The following is a 21,417-nucleotide window of genomic DNA, read 5'->3' as shown; positions in this document are numbered from 1 at the left end:
GCCGGGCGCGCGCCGTCCCCCGCGGCACACGCGCCTGCGCCGCTTACACTGCCGGAACAGGTGTGTGCGAACGTTGCGGAAACGTGGAATCCGCAGGTCGGGGAGGGAGTGCGGTGGTCAGGTACCGCGTGCTCGGCACCCTCGAAGCGGAGTCCGGTGGCGCCCTCCTCGACGTCGGCCACGTGCGGCGCCGGTACGTGCTCGCGGCCCTGCTGGCCGAGCCGAACCGGCCGGTGCCGCTCGAGCAGCTCGTCACGCGCGTCTGGGGCGCGCACCCGCCGCACCGGGCGGCCGCGACGGTCCGGAGCTACGTTTCGCGGCTGCGCGCCGCGGGGTGCGTGATCGAGCGGACCGCGCACGGCTACCTGCTGCGCGTCGACCTGGACGCGCTGGACCTGCACCGGTTCCGGGAGAAGGTGGCGCTCGCCCGCGCCGCGGCCGGCGACGTCACCGCGGCCGCGCTCTTCGACGACGCGCTGGCGCTGTGGCGGGGAGAACCGTTCGCCGGGCTGGATTCGCCGTGGCTGACCGAGATCCGGGCGGGCCTGGAAGCCGAGCGGCACGCGGCCCGGCTGGACCGCAACGACGTCTCGCTGCGGCTCGGGCGGCACGCGGCGCTGCTGGCGAAGCTGCCCCGGGTCGCCGCGGACCACCCGTTCGACGAGCGCCTCGCCGGCCAGCTGATCCTCGCCTACTACCGCAGCGGACGGCAGGCGGACGCGCTGGCGCACTTCGAGCGCGTCCGGCGGCGGCTGGCCGGCTCGCTCGGCGCCGACCCGGGCCCGGCCCTGCGGGAGCTGCACCGCCGGATCCTGGCCGGCGACCCCGAGCTGGACGCGCCGCTCGCGCGCGCCGGCGCCCGGACCGGGTCCCTGATCGAGCTGGCCGCGATCCGCGCGGTCGCGACGTTGCTGATCGTGGCGCGCGAAGGCGACTTCGAAGCCGCGGCGTGGCGCGTCCGCAGCACGGCCGACGCGCTGGAGAAGGAGATCGGCGAGCTGGAGGCCGAGATCGGCGGCGCGCTGGTGGTGTCCGGCGAAGGCGGCGTCCGGCTGACGGAGCTGGGGGAGCGGCTGCGCGCGGGCGCCCGCGCGGGCGTGGCGGAGCTGGCGGCGATCTTCACCGAGACCCGGATGGCCGAGCGCCGCATCGGCGGCCGCCTGCGCGTGGGCTACGTGGCGAGCCTCGGCGGCGACCTGGTGACGCGCGTGACGACGGAGTTCGAGCGCCGCCACCCGGCGTGCCGCGTGACCCTGACCCCGACCCGGATCGGCCAGCGCTGGAACGAAACGGACCTGCTCGCCGAGGGCGACCTCGACCTGGTGCTGCACTGGTCCCCGGGCGGCGACACGCGCTCGTTCGCGCAGCCGAACCTGCGCACGGGCCCGGCCCTGCTGACCGTGCCCCGCGGCCTGCTGCTGCGCGACGACCACCCGCTCGCCGCGCGCGCGACGGTCAGCCTGGAGGACCTCGCGGACCACCGCCTGCTCGACCCGGGCAAGGCGCTCCACCCGGTGGCGCGCGACCTGTGGGCCCCGCCGGTCACGCCGTCGGGCCGCCCGATCCCGCGCACCGAGGAGGACGTCCCCCAGCTGATCGGCCGCACCCGCATCGGCGCCGAGGACATGCTTTCCCTGGTGGCGCGCGGCATCGGCCTGCACATCTCGGTGGTGTCGCTGCTGGAGCGCTACCCGTTCCCGGGCCTGCGGGTGATCCCGGTGGCAGACATCCCGCCGATGCTCGCGGTCCCGGTGTGGCGCGCGTCGGAGGAGAACGAAGCGATCCGCGCGTACGTCTCGGTGGCCACGGAACTGACGGCGGGTTAGCCGTTCTTGCGGCGGATCAGCTCTTCGACCGCGCTGGGCAGGGTGGTTTCGAAGTCGATCAGCTTCGCCCAGGACGGGGTGATCTTGATCCGCACCATGCCGTCTTCGTACAGCCCGCGGACCTCGGCTTCCCAGGCGGCGGCCTGCTCGGGCGGCATTCCCTTTGCCTGCTGGAGGAATTCGTCGGGGACGTGGTCGAGGGTCTCTTGTGTGCTGGTCCCGCGGAGGAGCAGGATCTTGGGCGGATGGGCCTCGGTGTCGATCGTCAGCGCGACGGCGGGGTTCTTGCGCAGCGAATTGACTTTCGCGGCGTTTTTCGCAGTGCAGAGGACGATTTCGGTGCCGTTCCAGCTGAACCCGATCGGAACCGTCCGCGGTGTCCCGTCTCCGGCGACGTAGCCGAGGCGCGCGATGTTCCGGGCGAGGAGTTCCTGGCTGGCGGGGCGGTTCAGGACGTCGGTGACCTCGTTGGGCTGCACGAAGGCGAGCTTAGCGAGAACCTGCGGGCGGCTTCTGGAGAATTGCTTGTGGCTGCCTGGAATTCACCGCGGCACCACCGGCAACCGCAGCGCTCCCGGCGCGTCCGACGGCACCACCGGGTTCTTCGGGGCCACCGCCGCCACCCGCCGGTATTCCGCGCCCAGTTCGGGACGAGGGTCGGCCTCGCCGAGGTTGGGCCAGAACGCCATCGCCCGCTCCGCCTGGGCCGTGATCGTCAGTGACGGGTTCACGCCCAGGTTCGCCGTGATCGCCGAGCCGTCCACCACGTGCAGGCCCGGGTGGCCGTACAGCCGCTGGTACGGGTCCACCACACCCGTCGCCGGGGAGTCGCCGATCGTGCAGCCGCCGATGAAGTGGCCGGTGATCGGGATGTTCAGCATGTCCGTCCACGCGCCCTGCGGGAGGCCACCGATCTTCTCCGCCACCCGGCGCGTCACCTCGTGGCCGGCCGGGATCCACTCCGGCGACGGCGAGCCCGCACCCTGGCGGGTCGTCATCCGGCGGCCGAACAGCCCGCGTTTCGTGTACGTCGTCACGGAATTGTCGAGCGTCTGCATCACCAGCAGCCCGATCATCCGCTCCGACCAGTGCCGCGGGTTGTGGATCCGCACGAGGTCACGGCGTCGCCGCCACAGTTCGCGCAGGCCCAGCACCCAGCGGCGGCGGCCTGGCGAGCCGTCCACCAGCACCGTCGCCATCAGGCCCATCACGTTGCTGCCGCGCCCGTAGCGCACCGGCTCGACGTGCGTCACCTCGTCCGGGTGGATCGACGACGTGATCGCGACGCCGCGCGTGTAGTCCGTGTCCTTCCGCAACGACCGCGCCGCCAGCACGGCCTCGGAATTCGTGCGCGCCAGCAGGCCGAGCCGCGGCGACACGTCCGGCAGGGTTCCGTTGTCCCGCAGGCGGTGCAGCAGCCGTTGCGTACCCAGCGCGGCCGCGGAGAACACCACCTGCGTCGCGGTGAACGTCCGGCGCGAGCGGCGGCCGGTGCGCACCGTGTCCACCGCGTAGCCGCCGTCGACCGGCCGCACCGACACCGCCGTCGTCAGCGGGTGCACCACCGCCCCCGCTTGCTCGGCCAGGTAGAGGTAGTTCTTGACGGTCGTGTTCTTCGCCCCGACCCGGCAGCCGGTCATGCACTCGCCGCACAGGGTGCACGACTGCCGTGCCGGGCCCGCGCCGCCGAAGAAGGGGTCCACTCCGGACTGTCCGAAGTAGACACCGACCGGCGTGCGGCGGTAGGTGTGCCCGATGCCCATGTCGTCGGCCACCTCGCGGAGCACCCGGTCCGCGGCCGTCGTCGCCGGGTTTTCGACCACGCCGAGCATCCGCTTCGCCTGGTCGTAGTACGGCGCCAGCTCGGCCTTCCAGTCCGTGATGTGCGCCCACTGCGGGTCTTCGTAGAACTTGTCCGGGGGCTCGTACAGCGTGTTCGCGTACACCAGCGAACCGCCACCGACGCCGGAGCCGCTCATCACGAAGGTGTTCTTCAGCAGCGTCAGCCGCTGGATGCCGAAACAGCCCAGCGCGGGCGCCCACAGGTACTTCCGCAGCCGCCACGACGTCTTGGCGAACTCGTCGTCGGCGAAGCGGCGGCCGGTTTCCAGCACGCCGACGCGGTAGCCCTTCTCGGTCAGCCGCAACGCCGTCACGCTGCCGCCGAAGCCCGAACCGATCACCAGGACGTCGTAGTCCATCACGCCACCACCCGGTAGTCCGCGGGGTCGAGCCGCCGGGTTCGGCGGTCGTACTCGGTGACCAGCCCGGGCCAGTTGGTCGTGACGCGGCCGTCGGCCTGGCGGTACCAGCTCGTGCACGCGCTCCACACACTGTGGCCCAGCCGGTTCTGCACTTCTTCGTCGTAGCGCTGCTCGACCTCGGGCAGCACGTCCAAATAGGACACGCCGGGGCGGGCGAGCCGCTCCACCGCCTGCCGGATGTAGCGGGCCTGGCGCTCGATCATGTAGATGATCGACCCGGCGCCGAGGTTGGTGTTGGGCCCGTAGACGCAGAACAGGTTCGGGAACCCGGGCACGGCCATGCCGAGGTACGCCCGCGCGCCGCCCGACCACTCGTCCCGCAGCGACCGCCCGCCGAGGCCGGTCACCTCCATCCGGCCGAGGAACTCCGTCGCGGCGAACCCGGTGCCGTAGACCAGGACGTCCGCTTCGAGCTCGGTCCCACCCTCGACCCGGACGCCCTTCTCGGTGATCTCGGTGATCCGCCGCGTCTCGACGTCGACGTTCGGCTGGGCCAGCGCGGGCAGGTAGTCGTTGGTGAAGAGGATCCGCTTGCAGCCCAGGGGATAGGACGGCGTCAGCTTCGCGCGCAGCTCGCGGTCCTTGATGTGGCGGCGGCGCAGCTGCGCGGTCCGCAGCTCGAACATCTTGGCCAGCACGGGGTGTTTCGTCATCGCGTAGGTCGCGTACTCGGCGAGCAGGAAGATCCGCAGCCGGCCGAGCAGCTGCGTGGGCGGCAGGTGCTCGAACAGCCAGTGCTGCCACCGCCGGTAGGTCGGGTCGGACTTCGCCATGACGTACGGCGGCGTGCGCTGGAAGACGGTGACGTGCTGGGCGTGCTTGCGCAGTTCGGGCACGAACTGCACGGCGCTGGCCCCGGTCCCGATCACGGCGACGCGCTTGCCGGCCAGCTCGACGCCGTGGTCCCAGCGCGCGGAGTGGAAGGCGTCGCCGGCGAAGTTCTCGCGGCCGGGGATGTTCGGCAGCACCGGCCGCGACAGCTGCCCGACGGCGGGGACGAAGACGTTCGCTTCGTACGTCTCGCCGTCCTTCGTCTCGACGCGCCAGACGCCGCGCGCTTCGTCGAAGGCGGCCCCGGTGACCTCGGTCCGGTACCGGATGTGTGGCTCGAGGCCGTACTTGGCGATGACGCCGCGCAGGTAGGCGAGGATGTCCGGCTGGTGCGAGAACCGCTTCGGCCACCGCGGGTTGGGCTCGAAGGAGAAGGAGTACAGCGGCGACGGGATGTCGCAGGCGGCGCCGGGGTAGGTGTTGTCGCGCCAGACCCCGCCGGCCTCGGCCGCGCTCTCCAGGATCGTGAAGTCGGTGAACCCGGCGCGCTTCAGTTCGATCGCCGTCCCGATGCCGCCGAACCCGGTGCCCACGATCAGCACCGACGGCCCCTTCGCCGAACTACTCATGCGGAAAAAGCTACGCACCGAGGGGCTGTGACAACAGGACACGATCGGTCACCTGATCGAGATTTCCGGCCACGATAAGGTCGGCACGTGCTCCCGCGGTGTGTGCTGGTCGAAGACGACGGCGACCGGCGCATCCCCTGCGCGGCGGCCGGGCGCGAGATCCGCCCGGCGCTGTACGCACTGGCCGCCGTCGACCGCTTCGGGATCGAGGCCGAGGTGAGCCTGGTCCGGCTCGACATCGCCGAGTGGTTCCCGCGCGGTGGCCACCTCGCGGACCTTGTGCTGCGCGAGCCGCTCCACGACCCGCCCGCACCGGCGGCGCGGCCGATCTGGGAGCTGTGGTCGGCCGGACCGCCGGCCGTGAAGAACCTTTGGGCCGGGCACGACCGGGTCGAATGGCTCCGCGCGGCCTTGGCGCACCGCACCGGGGACGGCCCCGACCGGCCACCGGGTGCCTGCTACCAGGTCGATGGCACGCACGTCGCCGACGTGACGAGCTTCTACTGCGCGCTCGGCGAAGCGGTCAATGGCCCGGGCGGGTACTTCGGCCGGAACCTCGACGCGCTCGCCGACTGCCTGAGAGGCGGTTTCGGTGCGACCGCCCCGTTCACCGTCGTGGGTCCCGAGGTGCCGCGAGTCCGCGAAGTGCTCGAAGCCGCCGGCGTCACGCTGCGGGCAGCACCCTGACCTCCTGGGTCTCCGCGCCCGGCTCCGCCCAGCTCATCAGCTGCCCGGCCGCGCTTTCCAGCGCCGCCAAGTCCCGCTTCGGCAGCTTCTCGAACGGCTTCAGCTCGACCACCGCCGCCTTCTTCGCCGTCTTGATCTCCCAGAACCCGCGGACGAAGCCGCCCACCAGCAGGGTTCCCTTGACCAGCCCGTTCTGCGTGATGACTCGCTTGCGGTAGTCGTCGGAGATCACCCGCGTCCGGTCGGCGTAGGACAGGATCGTCTGGTCGAACGGCCCCAGCAGCCGCGGCGGGGCCGGTACGTCGGGGTCCGGCACCGTGAGCTCCGGCAGGTCCATCAGCTCGCGGCCATCCGGGTCGCGGTAGCGCCGCAAGTCCATCGAAGCGGCCACCTCGCCGAGCCGGGTGATGCCCGCCCACGCCTGGACGTCCGCCACCGAGGCCGGGCCGAACGCGCGCAGGTAGCGCGAGATCAGCGAAGCGGGCGAAGGCGGCGAGAGCGGGGAGCCGACCCAGTCCTCCAGGCACGCGTACGTCGTCTGCCCGGCCTTGCCCCAGATCGCCCGCGGCGGGGTCTGCACCAGCGGCAGCCGCGCCCGGGCCAGGTGGGTCAGGGACGCCGCCGGGGCGTCCCACCGCCGGGCCAGCTCCGTGCCCAGCGCGGTGCTCGACAACGGCGAGCGCGAAAGCAGTTCACGCGCCGCCGCGGCGACCTCGTCGTGGTCCAGGCCGGCCAGCGGAGCCGCGTGCTGGGTGTTCGCCTTGAGGTCGCGTTCGTACAGCACCTGGACCACCGGCCGCCACGCCAGCGCGTCCACCGCCGTCACCAGGTGGACCGTGCCGCGCATCAGCGCGATCCGGACCACCTGCCTGCTCTCCAGCAGCGCTGCCAGGTCCGCCGGCCGGAACCCGTGCAGCCGCGGCCACAGCGCGTAGTACGGCGGGAACGGCGCCTGTGCCTGGAGCCCGGCCAGGTGCTCGACCGCCTCGAAAGCGGACAGCTTCGCGCGGCGGAGCAGCAGCTGGCGCTCCAGCGTCGCCCGGTTCAAGGCCCGTCGGCTCAACGTCTCCACGCCGCTCACCCTAACGATCACCCCGGACAGTTCCGGTCCTCGATTGCACGGTGAAAGCCCGTGATCCATACTTCCGGCCATGGCCGAGCTCGCCGCCCCCGCCGTCGGGGACTGGGACTTCCCGCGCGGCACCGCCAGCATCGAACTGATGACCCGGTTCGCCGCCGAGCGCGGGCTGGCCGCCGAGAAGCTGCTCGCCGCGACGTCGCTGTCCCCGGAGCTGCTCACCGACGCGGGCGTCCAGGTCGACGCGCGCCAGGAGCTCGCCGTCGTCCGGGCGCTGATCGAACTCGACGGTTCGGACGCGACCGCGCTCGAGCTCGGCAGCCGTTACCGCGTCACCACCTTCGGGATCTTCGGCTTCGCCTGCATCAGCAGCCCGACGCTGCGCGACGCGATGCTGTTCGCGCTGCGCTACTTCGACCTCAGCTTCGCCTTCTGCATCCCCCGCGTCACGCTCGAGAGCGACCAGCTGACGCTCGAGCTCGACGACACCCGCGTCCCCGCCGACGTCGCCCGGTTCCTCGTGCTGCGCGACCTGGCCGCCATCTTCACGGTGATGCGCGACCTGCTGCCGGAGATCGCGCTGGACGACCTGAGCTTCCGGCACGAGCCGGCCGCGGTGGACGCTTACGTGGCGGCGTTCGGGCTGCGGCCCCGCTTCGGCGCCGACGCCTGCCGCGCGACGCTCGACCCGGCGCTGCTGACGCTCCCGCTGCCGCAGGCCAACGACCAGACCGTCGCCTTGTGCGCGGCGCAGTGCGAGGCGCTCGTCGCGCGGCGGCGGCAGCGTTCGGGCATCTCGCAGCAGGTCCGGGAACGCCTGGTGCGCCTGGGCGGCGTCGACGCCGGAATGGACGAGATCGCCCGTCAGCTGACGCTCAGCACGCGCACGCTGCGCCGCCGCCTGACCGAAGCGGGCACGAGCTACCGGGCGCTGGTCGACGAAGTCCGCCACACGCTGGCCGAGGAGCTGCTCGACACCGGCGTGCTGTCGGTCGAGGACGTCGCCTACCGGCTCGGGTACGCCGAGGCGTCGAGCTTCATCTACGCGTTCAAGCGCTGGACCGGGATGACGCCGGCGGCGTTCGCCCGTCGGTTCCGCGCCGCTCGGCAAGCACCGCCGGGTAGGTCACCTTCAGCAGGTTCAGGATCGAATCGGTGAGGAAGGTCCGCAGGGCCGCGCGGTCGAGCGTGCCGCGGATCAGCCATTCGCGCGACGCCGCCCGCAGCATCCCGCCGAACGACCGGATCATCGCGCGCAGCTCTTCGCGGCCTTCGGTCACGCCGCTCATCAGCGCGGCCTCCAGCACGCGGTCGGCGGCGATCTCGTCGGCCTCCAGCATGATCCGCTCGATCTCGGGGTCGCGCCCGGCCGACTCGGGCCCGATGACGGTCAGCCACGCGTCGCGGTTGCGGTCCACGACCTCGATCCAGCGTTCGACGCCGATCGCCAGCCGCTGCTCCATCGTGGTGTCCGGCAACGCTTCGGTGACCGGCGCGGGCACGATCATCAGCTGCCGCACGACTTCCAGGTAGAGCTCGCGCTTCCCGCCGAAGTAGTGGTTGATCAGCGGGCGCGCCACCCCGGCCGCCTCGGCGATGTCCGAAGTGGACACCGACGCGTAGCTGCCCGCCCCGAACAGGTGCCGCGCGGCGGCGAGGATCTCCGCCCGCCGTTCGGCCGGTTCGAGGCGGCGGCGCCGCGGCCGGGTCCCACTGGTCATCCGCTCAGCCTCGCGGGGGATCGGCACGCTGTCAACAAGTAGTTGACCTGGTGTCAAGAGCGGTGGCTCCGGTGGCGGGCCGGGGGTGTTTCAGGCCAACCTTTGTCGTTACGCAACCGGAACAACCCGCTGGTAACTCCCCGGCGCCCGGATGCGACGAGACGGCAGAGACCCGCGACCGGGGCAGGAGCAGATGACCGAAGAAGACGCGCCGATCCGGCAGGCCGGACGCTGGGTGAGCGTTCGCCTGCAGCATCGTCACGTCAGCTTCGACGAAGGCTTCGAGGTCGAAGAGCCGCCACCGGACGGCGACTGCGCCGACGAGGACTCGCTGTCCTATTCCGGCATCGTCATCACCGGCTACGACGAGGGCGAGAAAGTCTCCGAGCAGTGGATCCCGCTCGGCGTCGACCCGTCCGAAGCGGACGACGAACGGCTGATCGAGCAGTTGCGCGAGGCGCTGCTCTGGCAGGCGCGCCGTCCCCCGCAGACCACGGGGGAGTGACGGCTACGCGTCGCCGTCGCGCAGGGAGCGGATCATGCTCTGCAGGCTCCGGAACGCGGCCGCCTGCTCGGCTTCGGTCATCCCGGCCAGCATCCTGACCTCGACGGACCGGACCGCCGCGGTCGCCTTCTCCAGGCTCCGCCGTCCGCGGGGCGTGAGCCGGGCGGGGAGAACCTTTCCGACGGGTGCCTCGGCCGGCCTGCTCACGTAGCCGTCGCGTTCCAGGGCCTGCAGCAGCACGTTCATCGTCTGCCGGGTGACGAACGCGCCCCGCGCGAGCTCGGAGTTCGACAAGCCCGGCCGCTGGGCCAGCAGTTCGAGGCAGGAGTAGTGCGTCACGCTCATCCCGAGCGGCCGCAGCACCTCCTCCATCGCCGCGCGCAGCGTGCTCGACGCCTCCTTCAGCAGGTAGCCCAGCGACGTCTTCAGGTCGACCCCGTCTTGACTCATGTCAGCATTCTGACATAGAGTTCGACGTGTCAGAAGACTGACACGAAGAAGGAGAACCATCATGCCCGCCACCGGCCCCGACTTCATTTCGCTGCAGGCACGCGACCTCGACGCGTCGCAGGCGTTCTACGAGAAGTACCTCGGCCTCGTCCGCTCGCCGGCCGGACCGCCGCACGCCGTCGTCTTCGAGACGAAGCCGATCGCGTTCGCGCTCCGCGACGTCATTCCGGGCACCGACCTCGACTCGGTCGCCCAGCCGGGCATCGGGGCCGCGATCTGGCTGCACGCCACGGACGTCCAGGCCATCCACGACGCGCTGGCCGCCGACGGGCAGACCATCGTCTCCGCCCCGATCGACGGCCCCTTCGGCCGGACGTTCACCTTCGCCGACCCCGACGGCTACCGGATCACCCTCCACGACCGCGGCTGAGCCGCCGGGCTCAGGACGACGCGGTGCGCAGGCCTTCGAACGCCACCTTGAACACCGCGTCCGCGACTTCTTCCGCCGACGAGCCCCGCCGGGGGCGGTACCACTCGATCAGCGAGTTGACCATGCCGAACACGAGCCGGGCGGTCACCGCCGGGTCGACGTCCGGGCGGATGTCACCCTCCGCCGCCGCCTGCTTCACCAGGTCCGTCACCAGGCGGTCGAACTCGCGCCGCCGGGTCAGCGCCGCCCGCTCCACCTTCGTGTTGCCCCGCACGCGCAGCAGCAGCGTGACGAACGGGAGCTGGTCGGCGAGGACGAGGACGCTCCCGCGGACGAGGTGTTCGAGCCGGTCGATCGCGCGGCCGTCCAGCGCCGTGGCCTCCGCGGCGACGGCGAACAGGCCGTCCAGCGCCCGGTCCACCGACAGCCGCAGCAGCTCCTCCTTGCTGGGCACGTGGTGGTAGATCGCCGACTTCGTGATGCCGAGCTTGCGGGAGAGGTCTTCCATGCTCGTGCCGTCGTAGCCGCGCTCGTTGAACAGCTTCACCGCCACGCGCAGCAGCGATTCGAGGTCGTAGCCGGGGCGCCCGCGGCGGGGCGCGGTCACGGCTTCTCCCGGCGGTCGACGATGCGCCGCATCTTGCCCATCGAGCGCTCGAGGGTGTCCGGGTCGACGACGTCCACCGACACGGTGACGCCGACGCCGTCCTTCACGCCGGTGACCAGTGCGGCGGCGGCCGACTCCCGCAGCGCGGCGGAAGCGTCGTGGCGCGCCTCGACCAGCACGGTCAGGTGGTCGAGGCGCCCGCGCGTGGACCGGACGAGCTGGAAGTGCGGGCTCAGCCCTTCGGTCCGCAGCACGATCTCCTCGATCTGCGTCGGGAAGACGTTGACCCCGCGCAGGATGATGAGGTCGTCGGTGCGGCCGGTGACCTTGTCCATCCGCCGGAACGCCGGCCGCGCGGTGCCGGGGCGCAACGCCGTGAGGTCGCGGGTGCGGTAGCGGATGATCGGCAGCGCCTGCTTGGTCAGCGACGTGAACAGCAGCTCGCCGGTTTCGCCGGCTTCCAGCACGTGCTCGTCGAAGGGGTCGATCACCTCGGGGTAGAAGTGGTCCTCCCAGATGTGCAGGCCGTCTTTCGTCTCGACGCACTCCTGGGCGACGCCCGGGCCCATCACCTCGGACAGCCCGTAGATGTCGACGGCGTCGAGCGCGAACCGCTCCTCGATCTCCGCGCGCATCTGCTCGGTCCACGGCTCGGCACCGAAGATGCCCACCTTGAGGGAACTCGTCCTGGGGTCCACGCCCTGGCGCTCGAACTCGTCGAGCAGGGTCAGCATGTACGACGGCGTGACCATGATGACCTCGGGCTTGAAGTCGGTGATGAGCTGCACCTGGCGGGCCGTCATGCCGCCGGACGCCGGGATCACGGTGCAGCCCAGCTTTTCGGCGCCGTAGTGCGCGCCGAGCCCGCCGGTGAACAGGCCGTAGCCGTAGGCGACGTGCACCTTGTGCCCCGGCCGGCCGCCGGCGGCGTGGATGGACCGGGCCATCACCGTCGCCCAGGTGTCGATGTCCTGCTCGGTGTAGCCGACGACGGTGGCCTTGCCGGTGGTGCCGCTGGAGGCGTGGATGCGCCGGACCTGCTCCTGCGGCACGGCGAACATCCCGAACGGGTAGTTCTCGCGCAGGTCCTGCTTGGTGGTGAACGGGAACTTCGCCAGGTCGGCGAGCTCCTTGCAGTCGTCGGGGTGGACGCCGGCCTCGTCGAACTTCCGCGTGTACGCGGGCACGTTCGCGTAGGCGTGCCGGAGCGTCCACTGCAGCCGCTCCAGCTGCCGGGCGGCCAGCTCGTCCGCGCCGATGTCCGTCTCGATCATGCTCAGTCCCGTTTCGCGGAGATGGTGCGGCTGCGGCCGCGGAATTCGGCGACGACCTCGGGCCCCGCGGGGGTCTCCCGGTGCACGGTGACGTCGTAGATGCCGTTGCGGCCGTAGCGGGTGCGCTCGGTGGCCGTGGCGACCAGGTGGTCGCCGAGCCGGCCGGCCGCGACGAAGGAGATTTCGGCGCCCGCGGCGACCGTCACCGGGCCGTGGGTGTTGCAGGCGCAGGCGAACGCGGTGTCGGCGAGCAGGAAGACGTACCCGCCGTGGGCGATGTCGTGGCCGTTGACCATTTCGCGCGTGATCGTCATGGTCGCCACGGCCCGGCCGTCGCCCGCTTCGACGAGTTCGATGCCCAGCGCGCGCGACGCCTCGTCGGCGGCGAACATGGTGTGCGCGGCGTTGGTCATCGACCCTCCGATCCGACTGACCGAATGGACGGTCACCTCGCGGTTTCGCTCAGTAAAGGCAGTGGCCGGGGCCGTGTCAAGCGTCGCCCCTTCCGATCTCCGAGTACGGCGGCTACCATGCAAATAACTGAACGTCCGGTAGGTAATTCGGTGGAGGTCGGGACCTGATGGCACTGCTGCGCAGCTACGTCTCCGGGAGCTGGCACACAGCGGCGGACGAGGGCGTCCCGCTGCACGACGCGGCCACGGGCGAGGAGGTCGCCCGGATCTCGTCGAAGGGTGTCGACTTCGCGGGCGCGCTGGAGTACGGCCGCCGCGTGGGCGGCCCGGCCCTGCGCGAACTGACGTTCCACCAGCGCGCGGCCCTGCTGAAGGCACTGGCTTCGCACCTGCGCGAGCACCGCGAGGAGCTGTACGCGCTCTCCGCGTGCACCGGCGCGACGCTCGGTGACTCGAAGTTCGACATCGACGGCGGCATCGGCGTCCTGTTCAGCTACGGCTCGAAGGGCAAGCGCGAGCTGCCGAACGACACCGTCTACGTCGAGGGCGCCGTCGAGCCGCTGTCGCGTGGGGGCACGTTCGTCGCCCAGCACATCGCGACCCCGCTGCGGGGCGTGGCGGTGCAGATCAACGCGTTCAACTTCCCTGTCTGGGGCCCGCTGGAGAAGTTCGCGCCCGCGTTCCTCGCCGGCGTCCCGAGCCTGGTGAAGCCGGCCAGCTCGACGGCGTACCTGACCGCGCGGCTGGTCGAGCTGATCGTCGAGTCGGGGATCCTGCCCGAGGGTTCGCTGCAGTTCGTCGCCGGCAGCGTCGGCGACCTGCTCGACCACGTCACCGCGCAGGACCTGGTGTCGTTCACCGGCTCGGCGTCGACGGCGCAGAAGCTGCGCGCGCACCCGGCGATCGTGCGGAACTCGGTGCGGTTCAACGCCGAGGCCGACTCGCTGAACTGCTCGATCCTCGGCCCGGACGCCGTCAAGGGCACCACCGAGTTCGACCTGTTCGTCAAGCAGCTGACCACGGAGATGACGGTCAAGGCGGGCCAGAAGTGCACCGCGATCCGCCGCGCGTTCGTCCCGGCTTCGCTGCTGGACGACGTCGCTTCCGCCGCGGCCGAGCGGCTCGCGAAGGTGACCGTCGGGAACCCGGCCGCCGAGGGCGTCCGGATGGGCGCGCTGGCCAGCCTGGAGCAGCGCGAGGAGGTCCGGCGGTCGCTGAAGGCGCTGCTGGACGCCGGCAGTGTCGTGTTCGGGGACCCCGAGCAGGTCGACGTGGTCGACGCCGACGCCGAGCGCGGCGCGTTCATCTCCCCGGTGCTGCTCAAGGCCGACCCGGAGCGCTCGGAGCCGCACGAGGTCGAGGCGTTCGGCCCGGTCTCGACGCTGATGCCGTACACGTCCACCGAGCAGGTCGTCGAGTTCGCCGCGCGCGGCGGCGGCAGCCTGGCCGGGTCGATCGTCAGCGCGGACAAGGAGTTCGTCCGCGAGGTCGTGCTGGGCGCGGCGCCGTTCCACGGCCGCCTGCTGGTGCTGGACGCCGAAGACGCGAAGGAGTCCACGGGCCACGGTTCGCCGATGCCGCAGCTGGTCCACGGCGGCCCGGGCCGCGCGGGTGGCGGCGAGGAGATGGGCGGCATCCGCGGCGTGCTGCACCACATGCAGCGCACCGCCGTGCAGGGCTCGCCCGCGGTGCTGTCCGCGGTGACCGGCCGCTGGGTGACCGGCGCGCCGCGGACCGAGGGCGAAGTCCACCCGTTCCGCAAGTCCCTGGCCGAGCTGCGCATCGGGGACTCGGTCGTCGCCGGGCCGCGCACGGTCACGCAGGAGGACGTCGACCACTTCGCCGAGTTCACCGGCGACACGTTCTACGCCCACACCGACCCCGAAGCCGCGGCCGCGAACCCGCTGTTCGGCGGGATCGTCGCGCACGGCTACCTGGTCGTCTCGTTCGCGGCGGGCCTGTTCGTCTCGCCCGAGCCCGGCCCGGTGCTGGCCAACTACGGCCTGGAGAACCTGCGGTTCCTCACGCCGGTCAAGGTCGGCGACGCGCTGACGGTGACCCTGACCGCCAAGCAGATCACCCCGCGGATCGACCAGGAGTACGGCGAGGTCCGCTGGGACGCCGACGTGACCAACGCCGAGGGCGAGTCCGTGGCCAAGTACGACGTCCTGACCCTGGTTTCGAAGGAGCAGCCGTGACCGCTGTGGCATCGCTCGAAGAGCACTTCGAGGCGACCATCGAGCGCGACCAGCGCGTCGAGCCGCGCGACTGGGTGCCCGACGGCTACCGCAAGACGATGATCCGGCAGATCGCGCAGCACGCGCACTCGGAGATCATCGGCATGCAGCCGGAGGGCAACTGGATCACGCGGGCGCCGTCGTTGCGGCGCAAGGCGATCCTGCTGGCGAAGGTGCAGGACGAAGCCGGCCACGGCCTCTACCTGTACTCCGCGGCGGCGACGCTGGGCGCGGACCGCGCGGACCTGACCGACAAGCTCATCACGGGCAGGCAGAAGTACTCGTCGATCTTCAACTACCCGACGCTGACCTTCGCCGACGTCGGCGTGATCGGCTGGCTGGTCGACGGCGCGGCGATCTGCAACCAGGTGCCGCTGTGCCGGTCGTCGTACGGGCCGTACGCGCGGGCGATGATCCGGATCTGCAAGGAGGAGTCGTTCCACCAGCGGCAGGGGTTCGAGCTGCTGATGACGATGATGAAGGGCACCGACCAGCAGCGGGAGATGGTCCAGGAGGCCGTGAACCGCTGGTGGTGGCCGTCGCTGATGATGTTCGGCCCGCCGGACGCCGACTCGCCGAACACCGCGCAGTCGATGGCGTGGAAGGTCAAGCGCCACACCAACGACGAGCTGCGGCAGCGCTTCGTCGACATGTCGGTCCCGCAGGCCGCCGCGCTGGGTGTCACGTTCCCGGACCCGGACCTTCGCTGGAACCCCGAGCGTGGGCACTACGACTTCGGCGCGGTCGACTGGGACGAGTTCAAGAACGTGCTGAAGGGCAACGGCCCGTGCAACGCGTCGCGGATCGCCCACCGGCGCCGTGCGCACGAAGACGGTGCGTGGGTGCGGGAAGCCGCCGTGGCGCACGCGAAGAAGAAGGAGCGCAAGTGAGCGACCTGACGGCCGAAGGCGGCCACGGCGCCGTCCCGCTCGAAGGCGTGCCCGCCGCCCCGGGACCGGTGAAGCACGACTGGCCGCTGTACGAGGTGTTCGTCCGCGGCAAGCGCGGGCTGAACCACGTGCACGTCGGTTCGCTGCACGCGGCCGACGACGAGATGGCGCTGCACCACGCTCGCGACCTCTACACGCGCCGCAACGAAGGCGTGTCGATCTGGGTCGTGCAGGCCGCGGACATCACGGCGTCGTCGCCGGACGAGAAGGACCCGTTCTTCGCGCCCAGCGGCGACAAGGTGTACCGGCACCCGACGTTCTACGACATCCCCGAGGAGGTGCCGCACATATGAGTTTCGACAACGTCTACGAGTCGCTGACCGAGGAGAACGACGCCCGCTGGGCGTTCGGCACCGGCTTCGAGGACCCACTGTCCGGAGTGGACACTTCGGTCCCGGCCGGGGTGGACGGTGCTTCGTTGGCCGCCTACTGCCTGATGCTGGGCGACGACGCGCTGATCTTCTCCCACCGGCTGCAGGAGTGGTGCACCAACGCGCCCGAGCTGGAGGACGAGGTCGCGATCGCCAACATCGGCCTCGACCTGCTCGGCCAGGCGCGGCTGCTGCTCGCGCGGGCCGGCAAGGCCGACGGCTCGGGGCGCACGGAGGACTCGTTCGCCTTCCTGCGCGCGGAAAACGAGTTCCGCAACGTCCGGCTCGCCGAGCTGGGCGGCGGCCACTTCGGGCACCTGATCGCGCGGCTGTTCGTGTTCTCGACGTGGCGGCTGGCGCTGCTGCAGCGGCTGGTGTCGTCGGCCGACCCGGTGCTGGCGGCGATCGCGGACAAGGGCGTCAAGGAGCTGACCTACCACCGCGACTACGCGGCGCAGTGGCTGGTCCGCCTCGGCGACGGAACTGAGTTGTCCCACTCGCGCATGCAGGAGGGGCTGGACGCGGTCTGGCCGTACGTCGGGGAGCTGTTCCGCACGCACCCGCTCGAACTGGTGGACGCGGCTTCGCTGCGGCCGGAGTTCGATGCGGTGCTGGACCAGGCCCTTTCCGCGGCGACGCTTGTTCTGCCCACCGCCGGCGAGCTGGCGGGCGTCTCGGGCCGGACGGGCCGCGACGGCGTCCACACCGAGCAGATGGGGTTCCTGCTGGCGGAGCTGCAGAGCGTCGCCCGGGCGATGCCGGACGCGAAATGGTGACGGCGGAAGCGGTCGCGGCGACGGTCACCGACCCCGAGCTGCCGATGCTGACCCTGGCGGACCTGGGCGTGCTGCGCTCGGTGGCCGAGGAGGACGGCCGGGTGGTCGTCGCGATCACCCCGACGTACACCGGCTGCCCGGCGATGGACACCATGCGCGACGACTTGGAGCACGCACTGGTTTCGGCGGGCTTCGCCGACGTCGAGATCCGGACGCAGCTGTCGCCGGCGTGGACGTCGGACTGGATTTCTTCTGCCGGACGTCAAAAGCTGGCCGCGGCGGGCATCGCGCCCCCGGGGGCCGCCCCGCGCCGTTCCGGCCCGATCCCGCTGACGCTGTCGGCCCCGGTCACGCGCGTTTCCTGCCCGCTGTGTGGATCGCCGGACACGGAAGAGCAGTCCCGCTTCGGCGCGACGGCGTGCAAAGCCTTGTGGCGCTGCCGGTCGTGCGCGGAGCCGTTCGAACACGTCAAGGAGATCTGAGGTGGCGTTCCATCCCCTGAAGGTCGCGGGCGTCAGCCGGTTGTGCGACGACGCGGTCGCCGTGACGTTCGACGTGCCCGCGTCTTTGGCATCGGAGTTCGCCTTCAAACCGGGCCAGTCGCTGACGTTGCGGCGTTCGATCGACGGCCGCGACGAGCGCCGGTCGTACTCGATCTGCGCGCCGGCGGGCGCGGCGCCCCGGGTGGGCGTCCGCCTGGTCCCGGACGGCTTGTTCTCGTCGTGGCTGGTCAACGAGGTCCGTCCCGGCGACACGATCGAGGTGGCGACACCGACCGGGTCGTTCACCCCGGATTTGGCTTCGGGCGGTCACCACGTGCTGATCGCGGCGGGCTCGGGCATCACCCCGGTGCTGTCGATCGTGGCGTCGTTGCTGGACACGCCGGACGCGACGGTGACGGTGCTGTACGGCAACCGCCGCACGGACACGGTGATGTTCGCGGACGAGCTGGCCGACCTGAAGGACCGCGCGCCCGCGCGCCTGGAGCTGATCCACGTGCTCTCCCGCGAGCCGCGCGAGGCGGAGCTGTTCACCGGGCGCCTGGACGTCCCGAAGCTGCGCGCGCTGTTCTCCTCGCTGGTGCCGGTGTCGTCGGTGGACCACTGGTGGCTGTGCGGCCCGTTCGAGATGGTTTCCGGTGCCCAGGAGCTGCTGACGTCGCTGGACGTACCGCGGGCGCGGATCCACCAGGAGCTGTTCTACGTCGACACCCCGCCCGCGCCGGTGGAACACCTGGACCCGGCCGTGGCGGGGGAGTCGTCCGAGGTCCGTGTCGTGCTGGACGGCCGCGCTTCGACGATGACGCTGCCGCGGACATCGTCGGTGCTGGACGGCGCGCAGAAGTTCCGGCCGGACCTCCCGTTCGCCTGCAAGGGCGGCGTGTGCGGCACCTGCCGCGCGCGGGTGACGGAGGGCAAGGTGGACCTGCGGCGCAACTTCGCGCTGGAGGAGGCCGAGGTGGCGGCGGGCTTCGTGCTGACGTGCCAGTCGTACCCGGTCTCGGAGGAGCTCACGGTCGACTTCGACGCCTGAGCCCGGTCAGCGGATGCGCCGCCGGCGGCGTCGGGGCCTCGGCTCCGTCACCTGGTCCTCTGGTGGCGTGCCGGGTTCCTCCGGCGCCGCTTCGCGGGCGATCGGATCCGTCAGGCCCAGCATCTCCGCCGCCAGCTGCTGCGAACTCGCGAACATCCCCGTCGGGGCTTCGCTCGACCGCCGGAGGGCGGCCGGGCGGAGGCGGTTGTAGCCCCGGACCGTCACCGGGCGGCGCATCCGGAGCTCGTACGCCTTCTCGTCCGCGAGCTCCGAGGCCAGTTCGCGGTCGACCAGGATCGTGCCCGGGCGCGCCACCGACGTCAGGCGGGCCGCCAGGTTGACGACCGAGCCGTACACGTCGCCGAAGCGGGACAGGATGCGGCCCGAGGCCATGCCCGCGCGGACCGCCGGGAGGCTGTCGTCCGCCGAGGTGCGTTCGGTCAGGGCCAGGGCGATCTCCGCCGCGTCGACCGCCGAGTCCGCGACGAACAGGACCTCGTCGCCGATCATCTTCACCACGCGGCCGTGGTGCTCGGCGATCACCTCCGTGGCCAGCGTCTCGAACGCGTCGAGGACGCGGCTCAGCTCCTCCTCGTCGATCTGGCGGGTCAGGCGCGTGTAGCCCACCATGTCGACGAAGCCGACGACCTCCGTGCGCGCCTCGACGTTGTCGCCCGCCGCCGCGAACGCCCGGCCGGCGTACGCCGCCAGGTGGCGGCGCCAGACGAAGTTCTGCACCTGCTCCAGCTCCGGCAGCAGCCGGTCGACCAGGCGGGTCACCTGGCGCTCGTTGCGGCCCAGGTCCGGCTGCTCGCGGATCAGCTCCCACAGCATGTCGACCTGCCACTCGGCCAGCCGCGACAGGTGCTGGCCGAGCGCGCGCGTCACCGACACCTCGATGCTCGGGTCGATCAGCCCCGAGCCGACCAGCTGGTCGGCCGTCCGCATGGCTTCGACGTCTGCGTCGGTGAAAACCACCTCGTCGTCGCGGACGGTCGCGAAGCCCAGCGCGCGCCAGAGCCGGCGTGACCGTTCCTCGGGCACGCCGGCCTTCTCCGCCACTTCGAGCCGGGTGTACTTCCGCCTGCCGCCGAGCAGGACGCGTTCGAGCCGCTGCTGAAGCTCCTCGCTCGGATCGGTCACGGCTCAGGTCGTGTGGACGATCAGCACGTCCACGCCGGACTTGCGCGCCACCTCGGACGGCACCGAGCCCAGGATCCGGCCGGCGATCGTGTTCAGCCCGCGGTTGCCGACGACCAGCAGGTCGGCCTCGCGCTCCTTGACCACCTTGCGCAGCGAGTCGACCGGGTCGCCCTTCACCGCGATCGTGTCGATCTTCTCCGCACCCGCGCGCGCCGCCCGGTCCCGCGCGGACTGCAGGGTGTCTTCGGCCGGGGCCGAGCCGACGACCTGGTACGCCTCTTCACCGAGGGCGTCCTGGGCCTTGTCGACGTCGGACTGACTGGCCGGGTAGTACGCACACGCGATGACGAGCGTGGCGCCCGCGTCGCCGGCCACCGCCGCCGCGCGGTCCACCGCCGCGAACGATGACTCCGAGCCGTCCGTGCCCACCACCACGGTCCGATATGCCGCACCCATGCGCAAAACCTCCACGTGATCCCGCGTGAGCAGGGACGATAACCGGTCGGCAGCGACCGCGCAGGCTCGTCCGCGCCCGTGTCGGGTGGAAGGTTACTCGCCAGTCGCTTTCCGCGCTCCGCTTGCCCGCGGAGTCGGCTTCGGCGCCGGCTTGGGGGCCTGCTTCGGCTTCGGCACGTCGGACGCCTTGATCCGGATCGTTTCCTCGACGTCGCCCACCGGCGCCGTCTTCCCGGTGTCGGCCGCCGGCTTCTCCGGCTTCAGGTCGGACGCCTTCAGGTCGGCCGTGACGTCCGCGGGCACCTTGACCTCGTCGCCGAGGACGGTGTGCGCCTCGGCCAGCACCGCCCGCGCCGCGCGGACCTGCTCGGCCAGCCCGCCGCGGACCTTGCGCAGCGCGTCGACCCGCTCGTTGGCCTGGGTGATCCGCCGGTTCGACTCGTCGGTCGCCGTCGTCACGCGGCGGCGCGCCTCGTCGGCGGCCTCCGCGAGCCGGGCGTTGGCCTCGGTGATCGAGTCCTGACGGCGCTTGTTCGCCTCCGCGACCGACTCCCGCTGACGGCGGTCGATGTCCGCCTTCGCCGCCTTCTCCTCTTCGAGGACCTTCGCGCGGATGTCGGCGGCGTCCTGCGTGGCCTCCTGGACGCGGCGGGCGGCCTCGGCCTTGCTCGCGGCTTCCTGCTCGGCCAGCACCCGCATCGCCTCGGTGCGGCGCGAGGCCATCGCGATCTCGAAGTCCTCTTCGACCTTCGTGCGGCGGTCCGACGACTCGGTGTCGAGCCGCTTGCGCTCGGCCTCGGCTTCGTCGGTGATCTTCTTGGCCTGCGCGCGGGCGTCCTCGAGCACCTTGCGGTGCTCGGCTTCCATCTCCTTGCGGCGCAGGTCGAGCTCGGTGAGCAGCTGCTCGTAGCGGGCGCGCATGGCGCTCGCGTCCGTCTCGGCCTTGGCCCGGATGTGGCCGGCTTCGGCCTCTGCGCGGGCGCGCGTGTCGGCGGACTCGTCCTGCGCGAGGCGCAGCATCCGCTGCAGACGTTCGGAGAGGCCTTCGACGCTCGTCGGCGGCTGGGCGAGCCGGTCCACCTGCCCGCGCAGGTCCGCGATCTCGCCGCGCGCGATCTCCAGCTGGCGCGCGAGGTCGCCGGCTTGCGCGATGGCGGCGTCCCGGTCCGCGGTGAGCATCTTCAGGTCGGCGTCCAGCCGTTCGAGGTGCTCGTCGACCTGTGCTCGGCTGTACCCGCGCTTCGCCACGTCGAAGCCGGCTCCCAGCGGCACAAGCTCCCGTTCATCGCCAAGGCT

General features: G+C 71.6%; 23 protein-coding genes. 11 read left to right on the top strand and 12 right to left on the bottom strand.

The window, feature by feature from the left end; all coding sequences use genetic code 11:
• The first annotated feature begins 113 nt into the window (after window positions 1–113).
• Window positions 114–1,826 carry a BTAD domain-containing putative transcriptional regulator gene (locus H4696_RS25690; RefSeq protein ID WP_158104386.1) on the top strand — a complete coding sequence of 571 codons (1,713 nt, stop codon included), beginning with the start codon at window positions 114–116 and terminating at the stop codon, window positions 1,824–1,826.
• Here the strand turns inward: H4696_RS25690 and H4696_RS25685 are convergent.
• The 3 genes from H4696_RS25685 to H4696_RS25675 all read right to left on the bottom strand — a co-directional run bounded on the left by H4696_RS25685 (window position 1,823) and on the right by H4696_RS25675 (window position 5,490).
• Window positions 1,823–2,305, bottom strand: a complete 483-nt coding sequence (locus H4696_RS25685) for a pyridoxamine 5'-phosphate oxidase family protein (RefSeq protein WP_086863255.1) — start codon at window positions 2,303–2,305, stop codon at window positions 1,823–1,825. The two genes, H4696_RS25690 and H4696_RS25685, sit on opposite strands and share 4 nt — an antisense overlap.
• 63 nt (window positions 2,306–2,368) lie before the next feature.
• Window positions 2,369–4,027 (bottom strand): GMC oxidoreductase, encoded by a 1,659-nt coding sequence (locus H4696_RS25680; RefSeq protein WP_086863256.1) that lies wholly within the window; start codon window positions 4,025–4,027, stop codon window positions 2,369–2,371.
• Window positions 4,027–5,490, bottom strand: coding sequence for a flavin-containing monooxygenase (locus H4696_RS25675; RefSeq protein ID WP_086863257.1), 1,464 nt, complete (start codon window positions 5,488–5,490; stop codon window positions 4,027–4,029). The genes H4696_RS25680 and H4696_RS25675 overlap by 1 nt, the downstream gene beginning before the upstream one ends.
• 87 nt (window positions 5,491–5,577) lie before the next feature.
• On the opposite strand from H4696_RS25675, the gene H4696_RS51300 reads away from it, so the two are divergent.
• Window positions 5,578–6,177, top strand: coding sequence for a barstar family protein (locus H4696_RS51300; protein ID WP_086863258.1), 600 nt, complete (start codon window positions 5,578–5,580; stop codon window positions 6,175–6,177).
• Here the strand turns inward: H4696_RS51300 and H4696_RS25665 are convergent.
• Window positions 6,155–7,249: a winged helix DNA-binding domain-containing protein gene (locus H4696_RS25665; RefSeq protein WP_338078701.1), complete on the bottom strand. Its 1,095-nt coding sequence runs from the start codon at window positions 7,247–7,249 to the stop codon at window positions 6,155–6,157. The genes H4696_RS51300 and H4696_RS25665 overlap by 23 nt on opposite strands.
• 79 nt (window positions 7,250–7,328) lie before the next feature.
• On the opposite strand from H4696_RS25665, the gene H4696_RS25660 reads away from it, so the two are divergent.
• A complete protein-coding gene (locus H4696_RS25660) occupies window positions 7,329–8,414 on the top strand; it encodes an AraC family transcriptional regulator (protein ID WP_086859469.1) in 1,086 nt (361 codons plus the stop codon).
• On the opposite strand, the gene H4696_RS25655 is transcribed toward H4696_RS25660, so the two are convergent.
• A complete protein-coding gene (locus H4696_RS25655; RefSeq protein WP_086859467.1) occupies window positions 8,305–8,976 on the bottom strand; it encodes a TetR/AcrR family transcriptional regulator in 672 nt (223 codons plus the stop codon). The genes H4696_RS25660 and H4696_RS25655 overlap by 110 nt on opposite strands.
• 193 nt (window positions 8,977–9,169) lie before the next feature.
• Between H4696_RS25655 and H4696_RS25650 the strand changes: the two genes are divergently transcribed.
• A complete protein-coding gene (locus H4696_RS25650) occupies window positions 9,170–9,481 on the top strand; it encodes a hypothetical protein (RefSeq protein ID WP_086859465.1) in 312 nt (103 codons plus the stop codon).
• Between the two features lie 3 nt (window positions 9,482–9,484).
• Here the strand turns inward: H4696_RS25650 and H4696_RS25645 are convergent, their stop codons facing one another.
• Window positions 9,485–9,931: a MarR family winged helix-turn-helix transcriptional regulator gene (locus H4696_RS25645; protein WP_086859463.1), complete on the bottom strand. Its 447-nt coding sequence runs from the start codon at window positions 9,929–9,931 to the stop codon at window positions 9,485–9,487.
• A 61-nt stretch (window positions 9,932–9,992) separates the two neighbouring features.
• On the opposite strand from H4696_RS25645, the gene H4696_RS25640 reads away from it, so the two are divergent.
• The gene (locus tag H4696_RS25640; protein WP_086859461.1) at window positions 9,993–10,361 is read left to right on the top strand and encodes a VOC family protein; all 369 of its coding nucleotides are present in this window, start codon (window positions 9,993–9,995) and stop codon (window positions 10,359–10,361) included.
• 10 nt (window positions 10,362–10,371) lie between these two features.
• Here H4696_RS25640 and H4696_RS25635 read toward each other — a convergent pair whose 3' ends face one another.
• From H4696_RS25635 to paaI, 3 genes are read right to left on the bottom strand one after another with little or no spacing between them, the layout of a single operon-like run.
• Entirely contained in the window at window positions 10,372–10,968 is a 597-nt protein-coding gene (locus H4696_RS25635) for a TetR/AcrR family transcriptional regulator (RefSeq protein ID WP_086859459.1), read from the bottom strand.
• On the bottom strand, window positions 10,965–12,242 hold the full coding sequence (gene paaK, locus H4696_RS25630; protein ID WP_086859458.1) for a phenylacetate--CoA ligase PaaK: 1,278 nt from the start codon (window positions 12,240–12,242) through the stop codon (window positions 10,965–10,967). Before paaK ends, H4696_RS25635 begins: the two co-directional genes overlap by 4 nt.
• 2 nt (window positions 12,243–12,244) lie before the next feature.
• A complete protein-coding gene (paaI, locus tag H4696_RS25625; RefSeq protein ID WP_086859456.1) occupies window positions 12,245–12,655 on the bottom strand; it encodes a hydroxyphenylacetyl-CoA thioesterase PaaI in 411 nt (136 codons plus the stop codon).
• Window positions 12,656–12,822: 167 nt separating this feature from the next.
• Here paaI and paaZ point away from each other — a divergent pair, with 167 nt between their 5' ends.
• The 6 genes from paaZ to paaE all read left to right on the top strand — a co-directional run bounded on the left by paaZ (window position 12,823) and on the right by paaE (window position 18,522).
• On the top strand, window positions 12,823–14,853 hold the full coding sequence (gene paaZ / locus H4696_RS25620; protein WP_086859454.1) for a phenylacetic acid degradation bifunctional protein PaaZ: 2,031 nt from the start codon (window positions 12,823–12,825) through the stop codon (window positions 14,851–14,853).
• Window positions 14,850–15,782, top strand: coding sequence for a 1,2-phenylacetyl-CoA epoxidase subunit PaaA (paaA, locus tag H4696_RS25615; RefSeq protein WP_086859453.1), 933 nt, complete (start codon window positions 14,850–14,852; stop codon window positions 15,780–15,782). The genes paaZ and paaA overlap by 4 nt, the downstream gene beginning before the upstream one ends.
• 68 nt (window positions 15,783–15,850) lie before the next feature.
• On the top strand, window positions 15,851–16,135 hold the full coding sequence (paaB, locus tag H4696_RS25610) for a 1,2-phenylacetyl-CoA epoxidase subunit PaaB (protein ID WP_169734966.1): 285 nt from the start codon (window positions 15,851–15,853) through the stop codon (window positions 16,133–16,135).
• On the top strand, window positions 16,132–16,989 hold the full coding sequence (gene paaC / locus H4696_RS25605) for a 1,2-phenylacetyl-CoA epoxidase subunit PaaC (RefSeq protein ID WP_086859449.1): 858 nt from the start codon (window positions 16,132–16,134) through the stop codon (window positions 16,987–16,989). Before paaB ends, paaC begins: the two co-directional genes overlap by 4 nt.
• A complete protein-coding gene (gene paaD, locus H4696_RS25600; RefSeq protein ID WP_086859447.1) occupies window positions 16,983–17,471 on the top strand; it encodes a 1,2-phenylacetyl-CoA epoxidase subunit PaaD in 489 nt (162 codons plus the stop codon). The genes paaC and paaD overlap by 7 nt, the downstream gene beginning before the upstream one ends.
• 1 nt (window position 17,472) lies before the next feature.
• A complete protein-coding gene (paaE, locus tag H4696_RS25595) occupies window positions 17,473–18,522 on the top strand; it encodes a 1,2-phenylacetyl-CoA epoxidase subunit PaaE (RefSeq protein WP_086859445.1) in 1,050 nt (349 codons plus the stop codon).
• Window positions 18,523–18,528: 6 nt separating this feature from the next.
• On the opposite strand, the gene H4696_RS25590 is transcribed toward paaE, so the two are convergent.
• The 3 genes from H4696_RS25590 to H4696_RS25580 all read right to left on the bottom strand — a co-directional run bounded on the left by H4696_RS25590 (window position 18,529) and on the right by H4696_RS25580 (window position 21,393).
• Window positions 18,529–19,665 carry an adenylate/guanylate cyclase domain-containing protein gene (locus H4696_RS25590; RefSeq protein ID WP_192782530.1) on the bottom strand — a complete coding sequence of 379 codons (1,137 nt, stop codon included), beginning with the start codon at window positions 19,663–19,665 and terminating at the stop codon, window positions 18,529–18,531.
• Window positions 19,666–19,668: 3 nt separating this feature from the next.
• Window positions 19,669–20,121, bottom strand: coding sequence for a universal stress protein (locus H4696_RS25585; RefSeq protein ID WP_086863564.1), 453 nt, complete (start codon window positions 20,119–20,121; stop codon window positions 19,669–19,671).
• 93 nt (window positions 20,122–20,214) lie between these two features.
• Window positions 20,215–21,393, bottom strand: a complete 1,179-nt coding sequence (locus tag H4696_RS25580) for a coiled-coil domain-containing protein (RefSeq protein WP_086863565.1) — start codon at window positions 21,391–21,393, stop codon at window positions 20,215–20,217.
• Window positions 21,394–21,417 lie beyond the last annotated feature (24 nt).

Origin of the sequence: Amycolatopsis lexingtonensis (genome assembly GCF_014873755.1) — a bacterium.
Lineage (GTDB): Bacteria > Actinomycetota > Actinomycetes > Mycobacteriales > Pseudonocardiaceae > Amycolatopsis > Amycolatopsis lexingtonensis.
The sequence above is the reverse complement of the archived record's forward strand: the minus strand, read 5'-3'. Positions and strand labels throughout refer to the sequence as shown.

What these genes read in the sequence shown, in the direction of transcription:
- paaK (WP_086859458.1), bottom strand. Translation starts at nt 12,242, where the DNA reads ATGATCGAGACGGACATCGGCGCGGACGAGCTGGCCGCCCGGCAGCTG.
- paaZ (WP_086859454.1), top strand. Translation starts at nt 12,823, where the DNA reads ATGGCACTGCTGCGCAGCTACGTCTCCGGGAGCTGGCACACAGCGGCG.
- H4696_RS25645 (WP_086859463.1), bottom strand. Translation starts at nt 9,931, where the DNA reads ATGAGTCAAGACGGGGTCGACCTGAAGACGTCGCTGGGCTACCTGCTG.
- H4696_RS25680 (WP_086863256.1), bottom strand. Translation starts at nt 4,027, where the DNA reads ATGGACTACGACGTCCTGGTGATCGGTTCGGGCTTCGGCGGCAGCGTG.
- H4696_RS25650 (WP_086859465.1), top strand. Translation starts at nt 9,170, where the DNA reads ATGACCGAAGAAGACGCGCCGATCCGGCAGGCCGGACGCTGGGTGAGC.
- H4696_RS25640 (WP_086859461.1), top strand. Translation starts at nt 9,993, where the DNA reads ATGCCCGCCACCGGCCCCGACTTCATTTCGCTGCAGGCACGCGACCTC.
- paaC (WP_086859449.1), top strand. Translation starts at nt 16,132, where the DNA reads ATGAGTTTCGACAACGTCTACGAGTCGCTGACCGAGGAGAACGACGCC.
- paaI (WP_086859456.1), bottom strand. Translation starts at nt 12,655, where the DNA reads ATGACCAACGCCGCGCACACCATGTTCGCCGCCGACGAGGCGTCGCGC.
- H4696_RS25655 (WP_086859467.1), bottom strand. Translation starts at nt 8,976, where the DNA reads ATGACCAGTGGGACCCGGCCGCGGCGCCGCCGCCTCGAACCGGCCGAA.
- H4696_RS25585 (WP_086863564.1), bottom strand. Translation starts at nt 20,121, where the DNA reads ATGGGTGCGGCATATCGGACCGTGGTGGTGGGCACGGACGGCTCGGAG.
- H4696_RS25675 (WP_086863257.1), bottom strand. Translation starts at nt 5,490, where the DNA reads ATGAGTAGTTCGGCGAAGGGGCCGTCGGTGCTGATCGTGGGCACCGGG.
- paaD (WP_086859447.1), top strand. Translation starts at nt 16,983, where the DNA reads ATGGTGACGGCGGAAGCGGTCGCGGCGACGGTCACCGACCCCGAGCTG.
- H4696_RS25660 (WP_086859469.1), top strand. Translation starts at nt 7,329, where the DNA reads ATGGCCGAGCTCGCCGCCCCCGCCGTCGGGGACTGGGACTTCCCGCGC.